At 71.6% G+C, this 19,546-nt stretch carries 16 protein-coding genes and 3 pseudogenes; 12 read left to right on the top strand and 7 right to left on the bottom strand.

Annotation, left to right across the window (positions count from 1 at the left end; genetic code table 11):
• Positions 1-12: 12 nt before the first annotated feature.
• Positions 13-1,710 (bottom strand): signal peptide peptidase SppA, encoded by a 1,698-nt coding sequence (sppA, locus tag AB0H75_RS47705; RefSeq protein WP_367808246.1) that lies wholly within the window; start codon positions 1,708-1,710, stop codon positions 13-15.
• A gap of 196 nt (positions 1,711-1,906) precedes the next feature.
• Here sppA and AB0H75_RS47700 point away from each other — a divergent pair, with 196 nt between their 5' ends.
• A complete protein-coding gene (locus AB0H75_RS47700) occupies positions 1,907-2,560 on the top strand; it encodes a nucleoside/nucleotide kinase family protein (protein WP_367808244.1) in 654 nt (217 codons plus the stop codon).
• Positions 2,561-2,616: 56 nt separating this feature from the next.
• On the top strand, positions 2,617-4,056 hold the full coding sequence (locus tag AB0H75_RS47695; RefSeq protein ID WP_367808242.1) for an ATP-binding protein: 1,440 nt from the start codon (positions 2,617-2,619) through the stop codon (positions 4,054-4,056).
• 7 nt (positions 4,057-4,063) lie between these two features.
• Here the strand turns inward: AB0H75_RS47695 and AB0H75_RS47690 are convergent.
• Positions 4,064-4,218 (bottom strand): annotated as a pseudogene (locus AB0H75_RS47690) (deaminase); the annotation flags it as partial.
• 69 nt (positions 4,219-4,287) lie between these two features.
• Here AB0H75_RS47690 and AB0H75_RS47685 point away from each other — a divergent pair.
• From AB0H75_RS47685 to AB0H75_RS47675, 3 genes are read left to right on the top strand one after another with little or no spacing between them, the layout of a single operon-like run.
• The gene (locus AB0H75_RS47685; protein ID WP_367808240.1) at positions 4,288-4,647 is read left to right on the top strand and encodes an ArsR/SmtB family transcription factor; all 360 of its coding nucleotides are present in this window, start codon (positions 4,288-4,290) and stop codon (positions 4,645-4,647) included.
• Positions 4,644-5,093, top strand: a complete 450-nt coding sequence (locus tag AB0H75_RS47680; protein ID WP_367808238.1) for an SRPBCC domain-containing protein — start codon at positions 4,644-4,646, stop codon at positions 5,091-5,093. Before AB0H75_RS47685 ends, AB0H75_RS47680 begins: the two co-directional genes overlap by 4 nt.
• A gap of 14 nt (positions 5,094-5,107) precedes the next feature.
• Complete coding sequence (locus tag AB0H75_RS47675) at positions 5,108-5,890, top strand: alpha/beta fold hydrolase (protein ID WP_367808236.1); 783 nt, start codon at positions 5,108-5,110, stop codon at positions 5,888-5,890.
• A 15-nt stretch (positions 5,891-5,905) separates the two neighbouring features.
• Here the strand turns inward: AB0H75_RS47675 and AB0H75_RS47670 are convergent, their stop codons facing one another.
• Positions 5,906-6,115, bottom strand: a complete 210-nt coding sequence (locus tag AB0H75_RS47670; RefSeq protein WP_367808234.1) for a hypothetical protein — start codon at positions 6,113-6,115, stop codon at positions 5,906-5,908.
• A 502-nt stretch (positions 6,116-6,617) separates the two neighbouring features.
• On the opposite strand from AB0H75_RS47670, the gene AB0H75_RS47665 reads away from it, so the two are divergent.
• From AB0H75_RS47665 to AB0H75_RS47640, 6 genes and pseudogenes are all read left to right on the top strand, one after another.
• On the top strand, positions 6,618-7,442 hold the full coding sequence (locus tag AB0H75_RS47665) for a DUF5753 domain-containing protein (protein WP_367808232.1): 825 nt from the start codon (positions 6,618-6,620) through the stop codon (positions 7,440-7,442).
• Positions 7,439-7,657, top strand: coding sequence for a DUF397 domain-containing protein (locus AB0H75_RS47660; protein WP_367808230.1), 219 nt, complete (start codon positions 7,439-7,441; stop codon positions 7,655-7,657). Before AB0H75_RS47665 ends, AB0H75_RS47660 begins: the two co-directional genes overlap by 4 nt.
• Before the next feature lie 134 nt (positions 7,658-7,791).
• Entirely contained in the window at positions 7,792-8,877 is a 1,086-nt protein-coding gene (locus tag AB0H75_RS47655) for an AAA family ATPase (RefSeq protein WP_367808228.1), read from the top strand.
• Between the two features lie 5 nt (positions 8,878-8,882).
• Positions 8,883-9,119: pseudogene (locus tag AB0H75_RS47650) on the top strand (DUF4276 family protein); the annotation flags it as partial.
• Positions 9,120-9,150: 31 nt separating this feature from the next.
• Positions 9,151-9,597, top strand: coding sequence for a DUF4276 family protein (locus AB0H75_RS47645; protein WP_367808226.1), 447 nt, complete (start codon positions 9,151-9,153; stop codon positions 9,595-9,597).
• A gap of 88 nt (positions 9,598-9,685) precedes the next feature.
• Complete coding sequence (locus AB0H75_RS47640) at positions 9,686-11,116, top strand: serine hydrolase domain-containing protein (RefSeq protein ID WP_367808224.1); 1,431 nt, start codon at positions 9,686-9,688, stop codon at positions 11,114-11,116.
• A gap of 15 nt (positions 11,117-11,131) precedes the next feature.
• Here the strand turns inward: AB0H75_RS47640 and AB0H75_RS47635 are convergent, their stop codons facing one another.
• The 3 genes from AB0H75_RS47635 to glgB form a co-directional block, all read right to left on the bottom strand.
• The gene (locus AB0H75_RS47635) at positions 11,132-12,763 is read right to left on the bottom strand and encodes a S8 family serine peptidase (RefSeq protein WP_367808222.1); all 1,632 of its coding nucleotides are present in this window, start codon (positions 12,761-12,763) and stop codon (positions 11,132-11,134) included.
• A gap of 164 nt (positions 12,764-12,927) precedes the next feature.
• The gene (locus AB0H75_RS47630; protein ID WP_367808220.1) at positions 12,928-14,916 is read right to left on the bottom strand and encodes a S8 family serine peptidase; all 1,989 of its coding nucleotides are present in this window, start codon (positions 14,914-14,916) and stop codon (positions 12,928-12,930) included.
• A 109-nt stretch (positions 14,917-15,025) separates the two neighbouring features.
• Entirely contained in the window at positions 15,026-17,191 is a 2,166-nt protein-coding gene (gene glgB / locus AB0H75_RS47625; RefSeq protein WP_367808218.1) for a 1,4-alpha-glucan branching protein GlgB, read from the bottom strand.
• Positions 17,192-17,473: 282 nt separating this feature from the next.
• Between glgB and AB0H75_RS47620 the strand changes: the two genes are divergently transcribed.
• Positions 17,474-18,109, top strand: coding sequence for a DUF4328 domain-containing protein (locus AB0H75_RS47620; protein WP_367808216.1), 636 nt, complete (start codon positions 17,474-17,476; stop codon positions 18,107-18,109).
• On the opposite strand, the pseudogene AB0H75_RS47615 reads toward AB0H75_RS47620, so the two are convergent.
• Positions 18,094-19,546 (bottom strand): annotated as a pseudogene (locus AB0H75_RS47615) (AfsR/SARP family transcriptional regulator); the annotation flags it as partial. The gene AB0H75_RS47620 and the pseudogene AB0H75_RS47615 sit on opposite strands and share 16 nt — an antisense overlap.

The raw sequence follows: 19,546 nt of genomic DNA, 5'->3' as shown, positions 1-19,546 counted from the left end.
CGCCATCAGGGGTCAGCGGATCACGTACCACTCGGGCAGGATCAGCGGGCCGGCGGCGGGCAGGCCCAGCTCGGCGGAGAGGCGGGCCAGCGGCCCCCAGGCGTCGAGGCGGATCCTGGCCAGCGCGGCCGACTTGTCCTCGCTGGACTCGGGGCCGCGCAGCCGCTCCAGCGGGTTGAGCCGCGGGTACATGCGCACCGGCGCGTCCTCGCTCAGCCCGGCCCGCTTCCTGGCCAGCACCAGGGCGTCCTCCAGGCCGCCGAGCTCGTCCACCAGGCCGTTGGCGTGCGCGTCGGCGCCGGTCCAGACCCGGCCGCGGGCCAGCTCGTGGGTGCGCTCGCGGCTGAGGTCGCGGCTCTGGGCGACCTTGCCCACGAAGTCGTCGTAGATGCGGTCGAGCCAGGCGTTGATCCGCTCCCACTGCTCGGGGGAGAAGGTGCGGGAGGTGGAGAACATGCCGGCGTTGGCGCCCTCGGCCACCATTTCCGTATTTATCCCCATCCGCTGGAGGAGGTCGGTGAAGACGGGCTTGCCGCCGTACACGCCGATCGATCCCGTCAGCGTCCCCGGCTGGGCCACGATCACGTCGGCGGCCATCGACACGAAGTAGCCGCCGGAGGCCGCCAGGTCGCCCATCGACACGATGACCGGCTTGACCTTGCGGGTCAGCGTCACCTCGCGCCAGACCGTGTCGGAGGCCACGTACGAGCCGCCCGGGCTGTCCACCCGGAACACCACGGCCTTGATGTGCTCGTCCTTGCGGGCCGCCCGCAGCGCGGCGCTGATGGTGTCGGAGCCCATGGCCCCGCCTCCGCCGAGCGGGCTGCGACCGCTGCGGCCGGTCTTGATCATGCCGAGGCCGTGGACGAGCGCGATCCCGTCGGACCCGGGGTGCGACAGCTTCCTGACGGCCGCCGCGCGGGCGTACCTGGAGACGAAGAGCAGGTGGGCGTCCGGGCCGGCCGCCTGCCTGACCTCGTCGTACACCTCGTCCCGGTAGGCCAGCCGGTCGACCAGCCCCGCCTCCTCGGCCTCGGCGGCCGTGAACGGGCCCCGGTCGATCAGCTCGCGGACCTTGCCGGGGTCGAGCCGCCGCCCCTCGGCGATCCCGTTGATGATCGTCTCGGTGACCGACTCCACGATCCGGCCGACCGACTCGCGGTGCGGCTCGGTCATGTGGTCCTGGGTGAAGGTGTTGGCGGCGGTCTTGTACTCGTGCCGCTGGCCGAGCTCGTACCCGACGCCCAGCTTGCCCAGCGCGCCCTTGAGGAAGCGCTGCTCCATGGCCACCCCGGTGAGGCCGACGTCGCCGCTCGGCTGCAGGTAGACCCGCTCGAACGCGCTGGCCAGGTAGTACGGCACCGTACCCCCGGCGAACTCGCCGAACGTCTCGGCGAAGGCCACGGTGAGCTTCCCCGAGGCCCGGAAGTGGGTGACCGCCTGGCGCAGCTCCTGCACCATGGCCAGCCCCAGCGGCTGCCCGCCGATCTTGACGACGAGCCCCTTGACCCGGGAGTCCTGCCGCGCCCGCCGCAGCCCGCCGACGATGTCGGCCAGGCGCGTCTTGCGCATGGACAGCACGGCGGCCAGCGGATCCGCCGGCGGGCCTTCCGTGACGCCCTCGGTGAGATCGAGCTCCAGGATCAGCGGGGCGGTGCGCCGCTGGCGAAGCCTGTCGACGGTTTCGAAGATCGCCTTGCCTGCGTCCATATAACTCACCCTAAGCGACACATTTCGAATCGTGCTCGCCGCCCGCGAGGCCGACCTCGGCCACCGCCCCGCCCGCACGTCCTCGCCGACATCCGCGGCACCCGCGGCACCCTCGCCCGGCGGGACGGCCCGGTGAGGACAATGGGTCCGTGCACCTGACTCCACACCGCCCGCTCTCCCGGGCCGGGAAAGCCCGATGAGCGCGCTCGCCGACACCCTGATCGACCGCGTCGAGGGGCTGGCCGCCGGCGGCGGGCGCGTGCTGCTCGGCATCGCGGGCTGTCCGGGCGCGGGCAAGTCCACCCTGGCCGGCTGGCTGGCCGGGCGGCTCACCGCGGCCGGGCTGCCCGCCGTGTGGGTGCCGATGGACGGCTTCCACCTCGCCGACGCCGAGCTGGAGCGCCTGGGGCGGCGCGGCCGCAAGGGCGCCCTCGACACCTTCGACGCCCACGGCTACCTGGCCCTGCTGCGCCGCCTGCGCGCCGAGACCGGCACGACGGTGTACGCCCCCTCGTTCGACCGCGACATCGAGCAGCCCATCGCCGGGTCGATCCCCGTGCCGCCCGCCGCCCGCGTGGTCGTCAGCGAGGGCAACTACCTGCTCGCTCCCCAGGACCCGTGGCCCCGGGTGCGGGCCGCCATGACCGAGGTCTGGTACGCCGACCTGGACGACCGCGTTCGCCTCGACCGCCTCACCCGCCGCCACATCCGCTTCGGCAAGCCCCCGGAGCAGGCGGCCCGCTGGGTGGCCGAGGTGGACGAGCCGAACGCCGCCGCCATCCGCGCCACCCGCCCCACCGCCGACCTCGTCGTGGACACCGCCGCCCTCCCCCTCACCCCCCTCCCTTAGCACGGCTATAGAAACGTGGACCTTAGGAGTACATCCCTTAGCTGTACAGTTCTCCTATGTCGTTCCTCCAGAAGCCGGACCACGTCTTCGACCGCGACGACGAGTGGGCCGGCCTGGTCCGGTTCGCCACGTCGCCGAGCCCGGACGTCAGGCTGGGCATCGTGAGCGGCCGACGGCGGCAGGGCAAGACGTTCCTGCTCGACGCCCTCGTGGAGGCGGTGGGCGGGTTCATGTTCACGGCGGCTGAGGAGACGGAGCCCGAAGCGCTGGCCCGCTTCGGACGCGAGCTGGCCACACGGACCGGGGGCGGCAGATACGCCTTCGCCGACTGGGACGAGGCGCTGGAACGCCTCTTCACGGCCGTCCCGAGGGGCCTCGTCGTGATCGACGAGTTCCCCTACCTGGCCAAGGCGTCTCCCTCCCTGCCGTCGTTCCTCCAGCGCGCCCTGGATCCCAGGGGATACGCCCGCAGGGGTGAGGTGCGGTTGCTGCTGTGCGGCTCGGCGATGGGAGTGATGGGACGCCTGCTGTCGGGCAACGCGCCCCTGCGAGGGCGGGCGAGCCTGGAGCTGATCGTCAGACCGCTCGACTACCGGGCCTCCGCCGCGTTCTGGGGTATCGACGACCCGCGCCTCGCCGTGCTGGTGCACTCCATCGTGGGTGGCACTCCCGCCTACCGGCGCGAGTTCGTCGCCGGTGACGCGCCCGCCTCGCTGGACGACTTCGACGCGTGGGTGCTGCGGACCGTGCTGAACCGGCAGATGCCGCTGTTCCGCGAGGCCCGCTACCTGCTGGCGGAGGAGACCGACATTCGCGACATGGCCACATACCACGCGGTTCTCGCCGCCATCGCCGCCGGGAACGCCACGCGCGGCGGCATCGCCAACCACATCGAACGCAAGTCCCCCGACATCGGCCATCCGCTGTCGGTCCTGGAGGATTCCCACTTGATCGCCCGCGAGGCCGACGCGTTCAGAAAGAGCCGGACCCGCTACCGCATCTGCGAACCGTTGATCGTTTTCTATGAAGCCGTGATGCGGAGCGAGTGGCCGCGCCTGGAGCGGGGGAGGGCGGAGGCAGCCTGGCGCGACGCCCGGGCCCGGTTTCTCTCCCAGGTGGTCGGACCGCACTTCGAGAGCCTGTGCCGGGAATGGGCGATGCTCGCCGAGCCCGACGTCTTCGGCGAGCTGCCCGGGGACGTGGCCGCCGGCACCGTCGCGGATCCACTCAACCGCACACAGATCGAGATCGACGTCGCCGTCCTCGCTCCGGAGGAGCACGGACGGCCACGCCGGGTGTTGTCCCTGGGCGAGGTCAAGTGGGACAAGGTGCTGACCGCGGGCCACGTGGACCGGTTGCGGAGGGCCCGCGACCTGCTGTCGGTCAAGGGGTACGACACCCGGGACACCGTGCTCGCCTGCTACGGCGGGGCGGGCTTCCAGGAGGGCCTGCCGGGGGACGTCCGGTTGATCGGCCTGCCGGACCTCTACGCGTGAGTGCCGCTCACCGTCGCCAGAAGAGGTGGTGCGTCACGCCGCTCGGGCCGGGCACGGTCTCCAGGGGAAGCGGTCGAGGAGCTGCCGGACGGTCCTGACCCCGCCGCCGAGCCGGACGTCCTTGCCCCGGGCCGCCTCCCGCGCCCGCTCCAGCACCGTGGCCGCGAAAGTCGTCGTTCTTCCACAACCAAAAGGTTGTGAAACCATACGGTTGTGGTTAGGGTGGGGGTCATGCCCGTTGCCGATGACGAACTCAGCCTGGTGTTCTCGGCGCTGGCCGACCCCACCCGGCGCGCGATCCTGGAACGCCTGGCCGTCCAGGACGCCACCGTGAGCCAGCTCGCCGAGCCGTTCGCGCTGACGCAGCAAGCGGTTTCCAAACACCTCAAGGTGCTGGAACGCGCCCGCCTGATCTCGCGGACCAGGAGAGGGACGGCCCGCTCGTGCGCCCTCGACGCCGACCGCCTCGACGTGGTGGCCGGCTGGATCGCGCACCACCGCCGCATGTGGGCCGACCGCCACGACCGGCTCGACCGCCACCTGGCCGCCCTGCGGGCCGAACGGCACGACGACGAAGGGACACCACCGTGACCGGGACCGGCGAGCTCACCTACCGGCGGATCCACCACGCCTCGCGGGAGCTGCTGTTCGACTGCATGACCACGCCGGAGCACCTGACCCACTTCTGGGGCCCGGCCGGGACGAGCACGCCCATCGACGGCATCGTCATCGACCTGCGGCCCGGCGGGGTCTTCCGGACCACCATGGTCAACGACGCGGACGGCAGCACCCACACCATGCGGGCCGTCTACGTGGAGGTCCGCCGCCCGGAGCGCCTGGTGTGGGTCGAGCCCGACGTCGAGGGGGGCATGCGCACCACGATCACCTTCGTCGCCCTGGACGACACGCGTACCGAGGTGATCACCCACCAGACCAACGTGCCCGCCGCCTACCTCGGCCCCGAGGCCCGCGCCGGCTTCTCCACCAGCCTCGACCGCTTCGACGCCTACCTCGCCCACCTGACCGCCCACGCATGAGCAGGAGCCACCCCATGCCGCACGTCACCTCGGCCGACGGCACCACGATCGCCTACGAGCGCACCGGCGACGGCCCCGCGCTCATCCTGGTGGACGGCGCCATGTGCCACCGCGCCGCCGGCCCGATGCGGCCGCTGGCCGCGCTGCTCCAGGACCGCTTCACCGTCTACACCTACGACCGGCGCGGGCGGGGCGACAGCTCCGACACCCCGCCGTACGCGCCCGCCCGCGAGGTCGAGGACCTGCGCGCTCTCGTCGCCGAGGCGGGCGGGCAGGCGTACGCGCACGGCATGTCCTCGGGCGCCGCGCTCGTCCTGGCCGCCGCGGCGACCGGCTCCGGGATCATCAGGCTGAGCCTGTACGAGCCGCCGTTCACGGAGGAGGCCGAGGACGGCGTACGGGCCAAGGAGTACACCGAGCGGCTGCGGCGGCTCCTGGACGCCGGGCGTCGCGGTGACGCCGTGGCGCTGTTCATGGCCCGGGTCGGCGTCCCGGCCCCGGCCGTCGAGGGCATGCGCGCGCAGCCGGGCTGGGCCGGGCTGGAGGCGATCGCGCCGACGCTGGCCTACGACGACGAGCTGCTCGACGGCGGCCGGCTGCCCCGCGAGCGGGCCGCCGCCGTCACCGTCCCGGTGCTGGTGCTCGCCGGGGGCGCCGGCCATCCCGCGCTCCAGCGGGCCGCGCGGGCGACGGCCGACGCCCTCCCGTCCGGCCGCCTGCGCACGCTCGACGGCCAGACCCACGACGTGGCCCCGGAAGCCCTGGCCCCCGTCCTGACCGAGTTCTTCGAGAGCTGAGCCTGGCCTTCGGCTCTACGGCGAGCGCGCCGCCCGCCGCGAGGGTCCGGCTCCCTCGCGGCGGGCCTCCTGGGCCAGGCGCTCGTACAGCTCGGGCACCGTCGCGCCGCACCGTACGTTCGACAGGCCCGTGCGCGCGGGAACCGGGACCGCGCGGTAGGCGATGTAGCCGCCTCCGGCCCCTTCCACGATCCGCCAGCCGGGGAACCTCGGGGGAGTCGTCACGGCGCCCGCCACCCCCGGACGAGGCCGTGCAGGTAAATGGCCGCCTCCTCATGAGCCCCCGCGGGGAAGGACGTTTCCTCGTACCGGGGGCCGTACGAGCGCACCGCGTAACGCGGCCCTTCCTCGGCACCGACGACCTCGACACGCGCCCGCAATTCACCCCCGCTCCCGCGCACCTCCAGGACTGTTGGCGCTGATCGGAGATAGGACGGCTTTCCGGATCGCGTTTCGAGATGGATGACCTTTATCAGGGTCGCGTGGACGTTCAACGGCCGAAGGGCGATGCAAAGCAGCTCCAACATGCCCAGGCTTTCCCTTCTGAGATAACAAAGCCGGGTCGTCCAGTTATGTTGCGGGCTTGGATAAGAATTTCTCGACAGCCATCCCAAGGATGCGTCCAGCCAGCTATTTTCAGTACTCGGACGCCGTGACAGCTTCGCGCAGAGCTGTTGTGAGGATGTTGCGGCAAACCGCAACTCCGCCCCCTGTCCATGGAGTCGAGATGCCGGTCGAGCCTGCCGTGACCGCTGAAGTTTCCCCGGAGGCCGCCTTCGGCCGTGAGCTGCGCAGGCTGCGACACGAGCGTGGATGGTCGCTGGAAGCGCTCGGGGCCAAAGTCGGATACTCCGGGACGATGGTGGGCTACTTCGAGCGGGCGGAACGACCGGTGCCCGAGTCCTTCGTTCCCATCGTGGAGAACGTGCTCGGAAGCGGTGGGAAGCTGGCGGCACTCTGGCAGGAGATGGATCCGAGGCATCCGCAGAAGTGGTTCCGGCGCTGGCCGAAGATCGAGGCGGCGGCACGGACCATACGCAGTTGGGAACCATTGCTGGTTCCGGGGCTGCTGCAAACCGAAGGCTACGCCCGCGCGGTTCTACGCGGGATCCCAGGCGCAACCGAAGAGGAGGTCGAGGAGTTGCTGACGGTACGGCTTCAACGTCAGGGGATATTCAGCGGACGCACGCCGCCCATGTACACCGCCCTGATGGACGAGGGCGTCCTGCACCGTCCGATCGGTGGTGCGACAGTGATGCGCGGTCAACTCGAGCATCTTCTGGCCCTGATGGACCATCCCAGATTCACCGTGCAGATCGTTCCTCTTGAGGCTGCTGTGACCACGGGCCTGCTCGGAGGATTCGCCATCGCTCAGCTTTCCGAAGGGCGATACTGGGCTTACCTGGAATCGGCCAGCGACGGTCAGGTGACCGATCATCTGGATGAAATCCACGCCATTAGCCTGAAATATGACACTATACGTGCGTGGGCACACCCCGTGCACGTCACCAAGGAAGTAGTCCGCGAGGCGATGGTGAGGTATGAGCCGTGAGTGACGAGCTCGCACAGGAGCTGGCAAGCGCGAAATGGCGCAGGGCCACGAAGACGGGGGCCAACGGCGGTAACTGCCTGGAGGTCGCTTCGTTGTCAGGAGGCCGAGTGGCCATTCGCGACTCGGAAGCCCTGGAGAAACCTCCGTTCGTGGTGCGCGGGGCCGTTTGGGACGCGTTCATCGACGGCGCGAAGAAGGGGGAATTCGACTTCTGAGCCGCGTCGTGAACGAGGTGACTTCTCTCCGTCGGCCCGCTGACCGCACGTCTCGGGCGGCCGGCGGATGGGCTCGGTCCCCGGCCGCAGGAGGATGGACGCCCCGCAGGGATGGATCACTCTAAGCTGGGCTCATGGCGCCGCGGAGACTGCAGTCGATCGTGATCAGGGGATACGCCTCGATCCGCTCCGCTGAGGTGCGGCTGCATGATCTCAACGTCCTGATCGGTGCCAACGGCGCGGGCAAGAGCAACTTCATCTCCGCTCTCGCCCTGCTGGGCAGGATCGTCGACGGAGAGCTGAACCTTTTCGTCGGCCAGGCCGGTGGAGCCTCCGCCCTGCTCCATCGCGGAGACGGGAGCGTCCCGGAGATCGGCCTGCGCCTGGAGTTCGCGTCCAGCGAGTACGAGGCCAAGCTCATACCGGCGGCCGGTGACGAGCTGATCTTCGGATACGAGGAGATCGAGCTGCGTGGCGAAAGACACGTCCTGGGACGGGGGCATCGGGAGACCCGCCTCCTGGACGAGCCCGATGAGGAAGACTTGTCGTCCGTGGCCGGGCACGTGGTCGAGACGCTGCGGGGCTGTCGGGTCTTCCATTTCCATGACACCAGCGCGAACGCCCCGGTCAAGCAGAAGGGCTTCGCCTCCGACAACATCGCCCTGCACCCTGACGGCCGAAACCTCGCCGCCGTTCTGCTGCGCCTCCACCAGGAGGACCACGCCGCCTACAGGAGGATCGTCCGGACGATTCAGCAGGTCGCGCCGTTCTTCAGGGACTTCGTGCTCGTCGAGGAGAACGACCGGCTCCGGCTGCGCTGGCGCCAAGAGGGCTCGGACGTCGTCTTCCCCGCTGACGCGCTGTCGGACGGGACGCTCCGTTTCATCTGCCTCACTACCCTGCTGAGCCTGCCCAATCTCTCCAGCCTGGTCGTGCTGGACGAGCCGGAGCTCGGCCTGCATCCCTATGCCATCGTCCAGTTGGCCGACATGCTGCGCGCCGCCAGCAGCACCAGCCAGGTGCTGATCGCCACCCAGTCGGTGACGCTCATGAACCAGTTCAAGGCGGACGACCTCATCGTGGTGGAGCGCGCCGGGGGAGCGTCGGCCTTCAACCGCCTCGATCCCGAAGGGCTGGCCGGCTGGCTGGCGGAGTACTCCTTGGGCGAGTTGTGGGAGAAGAACCTGCTCGGGGGCAGACCGCAGGCCGAGCCACGGTGACGGGAATGCGGCGATTGCACATCTTGTGCGAGGGCCAGACCGAGGAGACCGTGGTGCGCGAAGTCGTCGAGCCCTACCTGCGCGGCTCCGACGTCTACGTCACCTGGTCGATCTTCATGACCAAACGTCCCGCGGGCGGCCCCTCCTGCAAGGGAGGACTGTCCACGTGGGGCAAGCTCGCCACGGAGATCCGCCTGCTCCTGGGTGACTCCTCCATCACCGTTCTGACGACCATGCTGGACTACTACGGGCTCCCCGGCCGACGTGCCCGGCATGGCGACCCGTCCTCCAGGTTCGCCGTACGAACGGGTGACTCACGTCGAGCGTGCGATGACCGATACCATCGGCCACCCTCGTTTCCTGCCTCACCTGGTGCTGCACGAACTGGAGGCATGGGTTCTGCTGGGCCATGAGGCCCTCGGCGAGCTGACCGGAGATGACGCGCTCGCCCGGGCCGTCCAAACGATCGTGACGCGAGCCCAAGGCGCCGAACTGGTCAACGACGGAGCCAGCACGGCCCCCTCCAAGCGCCTGATGCGGCTGTATCCGCGATACCGGAAGACCTCCGACGGCCCGCTCGTCATAGCCGAGCTCGGCATCAACGCCATCAGGAATGCCTGCCCTCACGCGAACGCCTGGTTCTCCGCGCTGAACACCGCGCTCGCGCACGGACCTGGACACGAACCGGCTCCCACCCATCCAGCGGATCCTCATGGCTGAGTGCGCGAGGCACGGGGAGTCCGGCTTCTGAGCCGGGTCGCGGGACGCAGCCCGGGCGAGGGAGAGGGCCGCTTGTTAGAGTCCCCGGATGCTTTCGCAACGTGCCCTGTTGCCGCGCTCGGCGCCGGCCGCGGCCGGGGTGTCGTCCCGGGCGGTGGCCGCGCTGCTGGATCGGCTCGAAGCGCAGTCCGTCGAGTGCCACTCCCTCATGGTCGTGCGCCGCGGTCACGTCGTGGCCGAGGGTTGGTGGGCGCCGTACTCGGCCGGGCGGCCGCACCTGCTCTACTCGCTGACCAAGTCGTTCACCTCGATCGCCGTGGGGCTCGCGGTCGCCGACGGGCTGCTGGCGCTGGACGACCGGGTGGTGGACGTGCTGCCCGATCACGTCCCGGCGGACGTCTCCGAGCAGGGGCGCCGCCTCACCGTGCACCACCTGCTGTCCATGACGGCCGGGCACGGCACGGACAGCCTCGCCGAGGCGTGGGAGCTGGAGCCGGGCGACCTGGTGAAGGGTTTCCTGCGTGTGCCGTTCTCCGCGCCCGAGGGGACGCGGCACACCTACGACAACGCGACCACGTTCGTCCTGGCCCGGATGGTGGAGCGGGTCACCGGACGCGGCCTGCCCGAGCTGCTGGACGAGCGCCTCTTCCGGCCGATGGGCATCGGGCACGCGGAATGGGACAGGGTGGCCGGCGGCGCCGCCTTCGGGTTCCACGGGCTGCACCTCACGACCGAGGCCGTGGCCGCCTTCGGCGAGCTGCTGCTGCGCGGCGGCCTCTGGGGCGGGCGGCAGTTGGTCCCGCGCGCGTGGGTGGAGCTGGCGACCAGGCGGCACATCGGCGCCCCGCCGCCCGAGGACGGGCCGGGGAACGCCGACTACCTCCGCGGCTACGGTTACCAGTTCTGGATGTCGCGGCACGGCTACCACGGTGACGGCTCCTTCGGCCAGCTGTGCGTGGTCGTCCCCTCGCACGACCTCGTGGTCGCCGTGACCGGCGGCCACCGGCGGGCGCAGGCGGTGCTCGACGCGATCTGGGAGTGCCTGCTGCCCGGCACGGACCAGGCGGCAAGCGCCGGGGACGACGAAGCCCTCGCCGACCGGCTGCGGCGGCTGTCCCTCGCGCCCGTGCCGGGCACGGCCGCCCCGGGGCGTTCGGCCAAGGCGGTGCTCGACGCCTCCGCCGGGGACTCGCCGCTGCCCGGCGGGACCACGGTGACCGTCGATCCCGTGGACGGGGGATGGGCGCTGCGCTTCGGCTCGCTCCTCGACGTCGAGGCCGGCCACGGCACGTGGCGGGAGAGCTCGCCGCTCGGCCGCCCTGTCGTCACGTCCGGCGCCTGGCAGGGCGACACGTTCGTCGCCGACCTCTACGTCATCACCACCCCGCACCGGATCCGGCTGGCGGTGGACGCCGCCGCGGGGACGGCAGTCGCGACGTGGAACCTCGTGCCCCTGACCGGCCCCGGCCTGGAGCCGCACGTACGGTCCCCGCTGATGACCCGCCCCGACGTCGCGTAGGCGCGGCCGGCCGGGTCAGGCGGAGGCGCCGGCGGTGGCCTGTTCGGCGTCGATGCGGGGGGTGGTCACCGTGGTCTCGTCGGCCGTGTACTGGAGGGGGCGGCCCGTGGTCTGCAGGCGTTCCAGGCTCTGCGCCACCGTGTAGGCGGGGAAAGCCTGCTTCATCAGGGCGAACACGCCCGCCACGTGCGGGGCGGCCATCGAGGTGCCGCTCTTCTCCTCGTACGTCCCGCCGGGCACCGACGAGCGGATCGCCACCCCCGGCGCGAACAGGTCCAGCAGCGGCCCCCGGTTCGTGAACGAGGCCAGGGCGTCCTGGTTGTCGGTGGCCCCCACCGTGACCGCCGTGGAGATGCAGGCGGGGGTGGTGACGCCGTCGGTGAAGCCGTTGTTGCCGGCCGCCACCACCGACGCCACCCCGAGCCCGGCCAGCGTGTCGAACTCGGGTTTGACCGCCGCCGCCTCCGGGTCCTCGTCGCACGCCGCCGTGAACGGGCCGCCGCCGCCCAGGCTCATGTTGACCGCCGCGACGTTGAGGGCGCGCGCCACCCGCGACACGTACTCCAGCGCCAGCTTCTGGTCGGAGGTGTAGCTGAGGAAGCACGGCGCCTCAATGCCGCGCATGACGCAGGACAGCGGGTTGTCCACGCGGCTGAAGACCTGGATGGCCAGGATGCCCGCGTCGGGGGCCACTCCGTTGGACGGGGCGCCGGCGACCATGCGCCCGGCCGCGATCCCGGCGACGTGGGAGCCGTGCGTGCAGGCGTTGGCGCCGTCCGAGAGGCACTGGGCCGTCTCGGCGTCGGCGGCTCCGGCGCCGGTCTGGCTCGGCTGGTTGTTGGGGCAGAGCGAGATGGTGCCGTCACTGGCGTCGGAGGAGGAGAAGCAGGCCTCATCGACGAGACGGCCGGAGAAGAAAGGGTGGTCGCGGTCGATCCCCGTGTCCAGGACGGCGACCGTCGTTCCCCTGCCGGTCCAGCCCGCGCTGTTCGCCCGGTCGGAGCCGATCAGCCTGGTGCTCGTCTCCAGGCCCTGGTTGGTCACGGAGGAGCCGAGCGGGGTGGGGGCGCTCAGCGCGTCCTTGTAGACGGACTGGACGCGGCCGTCCTTCCTCAGCTTGGCCAGCGTGAGCTGGTCGACCTCGGCGACGAAGAAGTTCGGCGAGGCGGCCGTCTCCAGGACCCGGCTGCTCTCCGACGCCTGCTCGATGTCACCGGCGACGGCCTGGACGCTCTGGCCCGGTTTGAGCTGGATGATGGAGCGGACGCGGGTCTTCGAGCGGATCTCCCGCACCAGGGCCTCGCTGATGACCGGGCCGGCGGCGTCCATGGTGTCGGCGTGCAGGGCTTCGGCCCCGGCGCCGCCGCCGTGCGAGGTGCCGCCACCATGTGAGGTACCGCCACCATGCGAGGTGCCGTGCGAGGTGCCCGGCGGGGCGCCCGGCGGGACGGGTGGGTCGTGCGGGCCGGTGTGCAGGGCCGGCGCCGTGCCGGCGTGCGGGATCGGCGCCGTGCCGGCGGGCCGGGCCGGTGCGGCGCCGGCGGGCCGGGCCGGTGCGGCGCCGACGGGCGGGGCCGGTGCCGTGCCGAGCACGGCCGAGACGCCGGCCAGCGCGACGGCGCGGGCGAGCAGGGAGCGGAGCCTCACTGGTTCCTCCGGGATCGGTGTTCAGCCGGTTACCTCCCCTCCCGTATCTGGTGTGATGTGGGTGACCGGTGTGACTCGGGTCAACATTGGGTGCCTTTTTGCCTTCTCGGGAGCCGACGCGAAGAAGGGCCGGCCGTCGCCGGCCGGCCCTTCCTGACGTGCGGTTATTTGACGGTCTTGAGGACGTTCTTCGTCGCCTTCTTCAGCGCCGACGTGGACGGCTTGCTCAGCATCCGCACCTTCTCCGCGGCGCTCAGGGTGGTCGTGCCGTTCCTGCCGTGCGCCCAGTTGAGCCAGGCCGTCAGCAGCGCGCTGTCCAGCTTGGCCTTGTTGGTCCTGGTGTTCTTCAGCACCCGGTACGCCTTGCCCAGCGACGAGGCCTTCGTCAGCTCGGGGAACACCTTGCTCGACTTCGCGATCAGCTTCAGGTAGCAGGTGAGCGTGGCGTCGGGGATCTTGCCGCTGCCGCGGTGGATCTCCACGGCCCACTTCCCGGCCGTCAGCTTCTTGCCCGCCGTGCCGCGCGTGCAGACCGTGGCGGTGCCGGTCGGGGTCGCGGACGGGGAGGGGGTCGGCGTCACGGTCACGGTGACCGTCACGGTGGGCAGCGGCACCGGCGAGGTGGACGACGACGGCTGCGGACCGGGCGAGGAGCCGTCGGACGGCTGGTCCGAGGGATCGTCCGTGGAGTCGTCGGTCGGGCCGTCCGACGGCCGGCCGGGGGCCGGACCGGTGTCGTCCGACGGGGACGGGCCGGGCTGGGTGACGGTGGGCTGCGGCGTCGCCCCGGCCAGGGCCGCCGCCAGGTCCAGGCGCGGCGTGGTGACCTGCGTGCCGTTCGCCTCGTACGTGTACGGCCGCCCGGTGCTCTTCAGCGAGTCGATCAGGTCGCCGATCGGCGCCTGCGGCGAAGCCTGCTTCATCAGCGCCAGCGCCCCGGCCACGTGCGGCGTCGCCATCGAGGTGCCGCTGTAGACGGTGGTCCGGTTGTCCGGGACGGCCGACTCGATGTCCACGCCCGGCGCGAACAGGTCCACCAGCGCGCCCCGGTTGGAGAAGTCCGCGATGGCGTCGTTGTTGTCGTTGGCCCCGACGGCCACGGCCGAGGAGATGCACGCCGGGTACGAGGCCCCTTCGAAGGACTCGTTGCCGGCCGCCACCACGGTCGCCACGCCCTTGGCGAGCAGCGCGTCGATCTTCGGCTTGAGGATCGCGCCCTCCTCGCCGGCGTCGCAGTCGGTCTCCGACAGCGCGCCGCCGAGGCTCAGGTTGACCGCGGCCAGCGGCTGGTCGAGCCCGGTCACGTAGTCCAGGGCCAGGCGCAGCGACGACTCGAACGCCAGCAGGCAGCTCGGCTCGCCGCACACGTCCTCGTCGTTGACCCGGCTGAACACCTGCACCGCCACGATGCCCGCCTGCGGGGCGACGCCGCCGCTGCCGGCCGCGATGCCCGCGACGTGGCTGCCGTGGTCGCACAGGTTGACCTCGCCGGCGAGGCACTTGGGGGTCATGGCGTCGGCCGCGCCTTCGCCGGTCTGCTCGGGCTGCCCGTTCGGGCACAGCGACTCGACGCCGGTCTCCACGGCGGAGAAGCACGCCTCGGCCACGATCCGGCCGCTGAACCACGGGTGGTCGCGGTCGATGCCGGTGTCGAGCACCGCCACCGCCTGCCCGGTCCCGGTGACGCCCTTGGCGTGGGCCTGGTCGGCGCCGATGAGCTTGAGGTTGGGGCTCACGTCGGCCGGCGCGTACGTCCGGTCGCGGTGGATGGAGGTGACCCGCGGGTCGGCGGCCAGCCTGGTCAGCTCCTCGGCGGTGCCCTGCACGACCATGAACGACTGGTTCCGCGGGCGCAGCACCACGTCCACGCTCTCGGCCGCCGCCTGGCTCGCCACGGGGGCGTTCTGCGCGGGATCGGTCAGCTCGACGACGGCCCGCTCGGTGCCGCCGCCCGCGCCTAAGCCGTCCTCGACCTTCTCCTCGGGGGTGGAGGGGACCGGAGCGGGGGCCGGGGTCGAGGTCGGGGCCGGGGTGGCGGTGGGGGCGGGGGTCGGCGTCGGGGTGGGGTCGTCCGCGAAGGCCGGAAGGGCCGGGCCCGATAACGGCATCAGGGCCAGCGCGACCGAGCAGACGATCAGGTGGCGAAATCGCACGCGTCTTCCTCCGAAGGGGATGATCTCGGAGTTTAAGGCGATTTGCCGGACAGGCACAGGTCTCCGGTCCGGTTTCTCACCGAACTTTCAGCGACCCCACCCCAGACGTTCAGCCGTTCTCGACCGGCCCTTCGTGCGTGAACCAGACCGCGCCGAGCGGCGGCACCCGCAGTGTCGTCGAGTACGGCAGCCCGTGGCAGGACTGCTCGACCGCCTCGACCGTGCCCAGGTTGCCGACCCCGCTGCCCCAGTAGTCGTAGGCGTCGGTGTTCAGCACCTCGTCCCACCGCCCCGGGTACGGCAGCCCCAGCCGGTAGTTCTCGTGCGGGCTGCCGCTGAAGTTGACCACGCACGCCACCGCCGAGCCGTCCTTGGCGTAGCGGACGAACGAGAACGTGTTACCAGGGGCGTCGTCGGCGTCGAGCCACCGGAACCCCTCCGGCTTGGCGTCCTGCTCCCACAACGCCGGGGTCTGCCGGTAGACCCTGTTCAGCTCCCGGACCAGCCGCTGCACGCCCTGGTGCCCGTCGAACTCCAGCACCCACCAGTCCAGCCCGCGCTCCTCCGACCACTCCGAGCCCTGGCCGAACTCGCCGCCCATGAACAGCAGCTGCTTGCCCGGATGCGCCCACATGAACGCCAGCAGCGCCCGGAGCTGCGCGAAGCGCTGCCACTCGTCGCCGGGCATCTTGCCGAGCAGCGAGCCCTTGCCGTGCACGACCTCGTCGTGCGACAGCGGCAGCACGTAGTTCTCCGAGTACGCGTACAGCAGCGAGAACGTCATCTGGTGGTGGTGGTACTGCCGGAAGATCGGCTCGTGGCGCAGGTACTCCAGCGTGTCGTGCATCCAGCCCATGTTCCACTTGAAGCCGAACCCGAGCCCGCCCAGGTGCACCGGCCGCGACACGCCCGGCCAGGCCGTCGACTCCTCCGCCACGGTCGAGATGCCGGGCGCCTCGCGGTAGCTGACCGCGTTCATCTCCTTGAGGAACTCGACCGCGTCGAGGTTCTCCCGGCCGCCGTAGATGTTCGGCGTCCACTCGCCCTCGCGCCGCGAGTAGTCCAGGTAGAGCATCGAGGCCACGGCGTCCACGCGCAGCCCGTCGATGTGGAACTCCTTCAGCCAGAACAGCGCGTTGGCCACCAGGAAGTTGCGGACCTCGCGGCGGCCGTAGTCGAAGACGTAGGTGCCCCAGTCGGGGTGCTCGCCGCGCGCCGGGTCGGCGTGCTCGTACAGCGGGGTGCCGTCGAAGCGGGCCAGCGCCCATTCGTCCATCGGGAAGTGCGCGGGCACCCAGTCGAGGACGACGCCGATGCCGTTCTGGTGCATACGGTCCACGAAGTGGCGGAACTCGTCGGGGGTGCCGAAGCGGGCCGTCGGCGCGTAGTAGGAGGTCACCTGGTAGCCCCACGACCCGCCGAACGGGTGCTCGGCCACCGGCAGCAGCTCCACGTGCGTGAAGCCCATGTCGGCGACGTACGCCGACAGCTCGTCGGCCAGCTCGACGTACGACAGCCCCGGCCGCCACGACCCCAGGTGCACCTCGTAGATGCTCATCGGCTCGGCGAGCTGCTGCTTGCCCCGCCGCTCGACCATCCAGGCGTCGTCCTGCCAGCTGTAGTCGGACTTCTCCACCACGGACGCCGTCATCGGCGGCACCTCGGTGCGCCGCGCCATCGGGTCGGCCTTCTCGCGCCAGGTGCCGTCGGCGCCGAGGATCTGGTACTTGTACCGCTCGCCCGCCTTCAGCCCGGGGACGAACAGCTCCCACACGCCCGAGCGGCCCAGGGAGCGCATGGGGTAGGCGGTGCCGTTCCAGTGGTTGAAGTCGCCGATGACCCGGATGCCGCGCGCGTTGGGGGCCCAGACGGCGAACGCCACGCCCTCGACGTCCTCGTGCTCCATCACGCGGGCGCCCAGCGCCTCCCACAGCCGCTCGTGCCGCCCCTCGCCGATGAGGTGCAGGTCCACTTCCCCCAGGGTGGGCCAATGCCGGTACGGGTCCCGCACGGTGAACGGCTCGCCGCCGGCGTACTTGATCCGCAACGCGTAGCCGGGCACCTTGTCCAGCCCGGGAACCAGCACCTCGAACACCCCGTGGGCCTGGTGTTTCATGTCATGGGTCGTACCGTCGTCGTCCAGCACCACCGTGACCCGCTCGGCGAGCGGGCGCAACGCGCGGAAGACCACCCCGCCCTCCACGGGGTGTGCTCCGAGCACGGAGTGTGGATCGTGGTGCGCCCCGCCCGCGAGGCGGTCGAGCTCGTTCCTCATCGGCATGCTCCCAACACTGCCCTATACGACCGTCCATCCCAGGCACTGCCCGCTTTCTCCGAGACAATCACAGAAAGTGCAAAATCCCGGGTTCATCACAAGAGGGTGCCGGGATGGATAACCCATCCTTTACCGGTTCCTGGCTCGACATACTGGTGCGCTGCTCGTAACCCAGCCAGAAAGGTTGCAGCAATGTACCCCCCTCCTCCTTCCCCCACACATCCGTCATATCCGCAGCCGCCGGCCTTACGTCCGGTCCGCGGCCTGGCGATCTTCGCGGTGGTGGCGCTCGTGGCCGACTCGCTGGTCGGCGTCGTCGCCGGGGCCATAGACCTCTGGTACGCGAACCTCGTCGAGCGTGTCCTCGCCGACGCGGACTCCGTGTCCGAGGCGGAGACCAACACCGGGGACCTCGTCTACGGGCTGTCCGGCATCCTGGAGACCGTCACCTACCTCGTCGCGATCGTCGCGTTCCTGACCTGGCTGTTCCGGGTGCGGGCCAACGCCGAGACCCTGTCGCCGCACGGGCACCGGCGCTCGCGGGTCTGGGTGATCCTCGGGTGGATCGTCCCGATCGTCTCGCTCTGGTTCCCCAAGCAGATCGTGGACGACGTCTGGGACGCCTCCAACCGCGACCCGTCGCCGCCGAAGGGGCTCTTCCACGCCTGGTGGGCGGCCTGGCTGGTCGGCGCCTGGGTGTCGAACATCGCCTCGCGGGTGCTGTTCAACGCCGAGGAGCCGGCGGAGCTCGTGACGGCCGCCCGCTTCGACCTGGTGAGCATCGTCCTGATGCTGGTCGCGGCGGTGCTCGCGATCCTCGTGGTACGCCGGATCAGCGACGCCCAGGAGGCGCGGCTGGCCGAGGCCGCCGGAGCCTTCCCCCACTCCCCGGCGCCCACCGGCTACCCCTGGGCGTGAACGGCCAGGAGGTCGTCCAGCGGGAGGGCGGCGCCCCTGGCCATCGCGGCCGCGGCCTCCTCCCCGCCCAGAGCGGCCTCCACGGCGGCGGTGACGCGATCGACGTCGAAGCGCTCGCCGGGCGGCAGCGGAGCGCCCACGGACGCCCGCAGCGCCGTCGCGTGCCCGAGCAGCAGCGCCGCCGCCTCGGGCCGCCCGGCGAGGGCCCGCGCGCCCGCCAGCCCCTCCAGCGCCAGCGCCACGGCCCGCGGATCGCCGACCTCGCGGGCCGCCTCCAGGGCCCGTAGCTGAAGCTCCAGGGCTTCCCGCGCGTTCCCGCGCTGCTCGGCGGCGAAGCCCAGCTCGGCCAGGATCAGGGCCGCGCCGGGCGCGCCCGACACGTCGGTGACCCAGCCCAGCCAGTGGCGCAGCCGCCGCTCGGCCTCCTCCAGGCGTCCCTGGCGGCGGGCGGAGAGCGCCAGGCCCAGCTCGGCGAACTCCTCGGCGGGCCGGTTCGACTGCGCCGCGGCCAGCCGCCGGGCCCGCTCGTGATAGTCGTCGGCCCGCGCGTGGTCGCCGGTCAGCATCGCCACGCGGCCCAGCCGCGACAGCGCGTCCGGCACCGCGCTCCACAGGCCCAGCTCCTCGGCCATGCGCAGGCACCGCTCGCGCAGCTCGGTGGCGCGCGGGTAGTCGCCGGTGATCTCGGCCAGCGTGCTCAGGTTCTCCGCGGCCCGCATCTCGCCCCACCGGTCGCCGACCCGACGGAACAGCGCCAGCCCCTGCTCGCCGTCGCGCCGCAGCGCCTCCAGGTCGCCGCACATGGCGGCGTGCCGGGCCAGGACGTTGAGCGCGGCGCCGGTGCCCCACTCGTCGCCCAGCTCGCGGAAGGCCGCCAGCGCGGAGCGGACGAGGCGCACGCTCGCCGACAGGTCGTCGTACCCGTAGAGGGCGAAACCGGCGAACCACCGGGCGCGTGCCCGCGTGCCCGGGTCCTCGATGGCCTCGAACAGGGCGGGGTCCAGCTCCTGCGGCTGGCCGGACAACATGCCCAGCCCGGCCAGCCACACCTGGGCCGCCGCCGCTCCCGGCGTGCCGGGGCCGGCCACCTCCAGCGCCGACTCCAGGGCGCGGCGGCCCTCGCCCAGCCTGCCGCGCAGCACCCAGTACCAGGCCAGCGCGTTCACCAGCCGCAGCGCGTCGCCGGCCGCGCCCTGGCGGGTCAGCGTCTCCAGGGCCGCGTGCAGGTTGGCGGCCTCGGCGTCGAGGCGGGCCAGGGCGTGCTGCTGGCCGGGGCCGCGCAGGTGCGGCTCCTCCCGTTCGGCGAGGTCGGTGTAGTAACAAGCGTGCCGCCGCGCGATCACCTCAGCCTCGCCCGCCTCCGCCAACCGCTCCACCCCATAAGCCGCCACCGACTCCAGCAACCGATACCGCCCCCCCTCCCGCACCACCAACGAC

Origin of the sequence: Nonomuraea sp. NPDC050783 (genome assembly GCF_040802095.1) — a bacterium.
GTDB lineage: Bacteria > Actinomycetota > Actinomycetes > Streptosporangiales > Streptosporangiaceae > Nonomuraea.
This window is presented reverse-complemented; position numbering and strand designations above follow the sequence as displayed.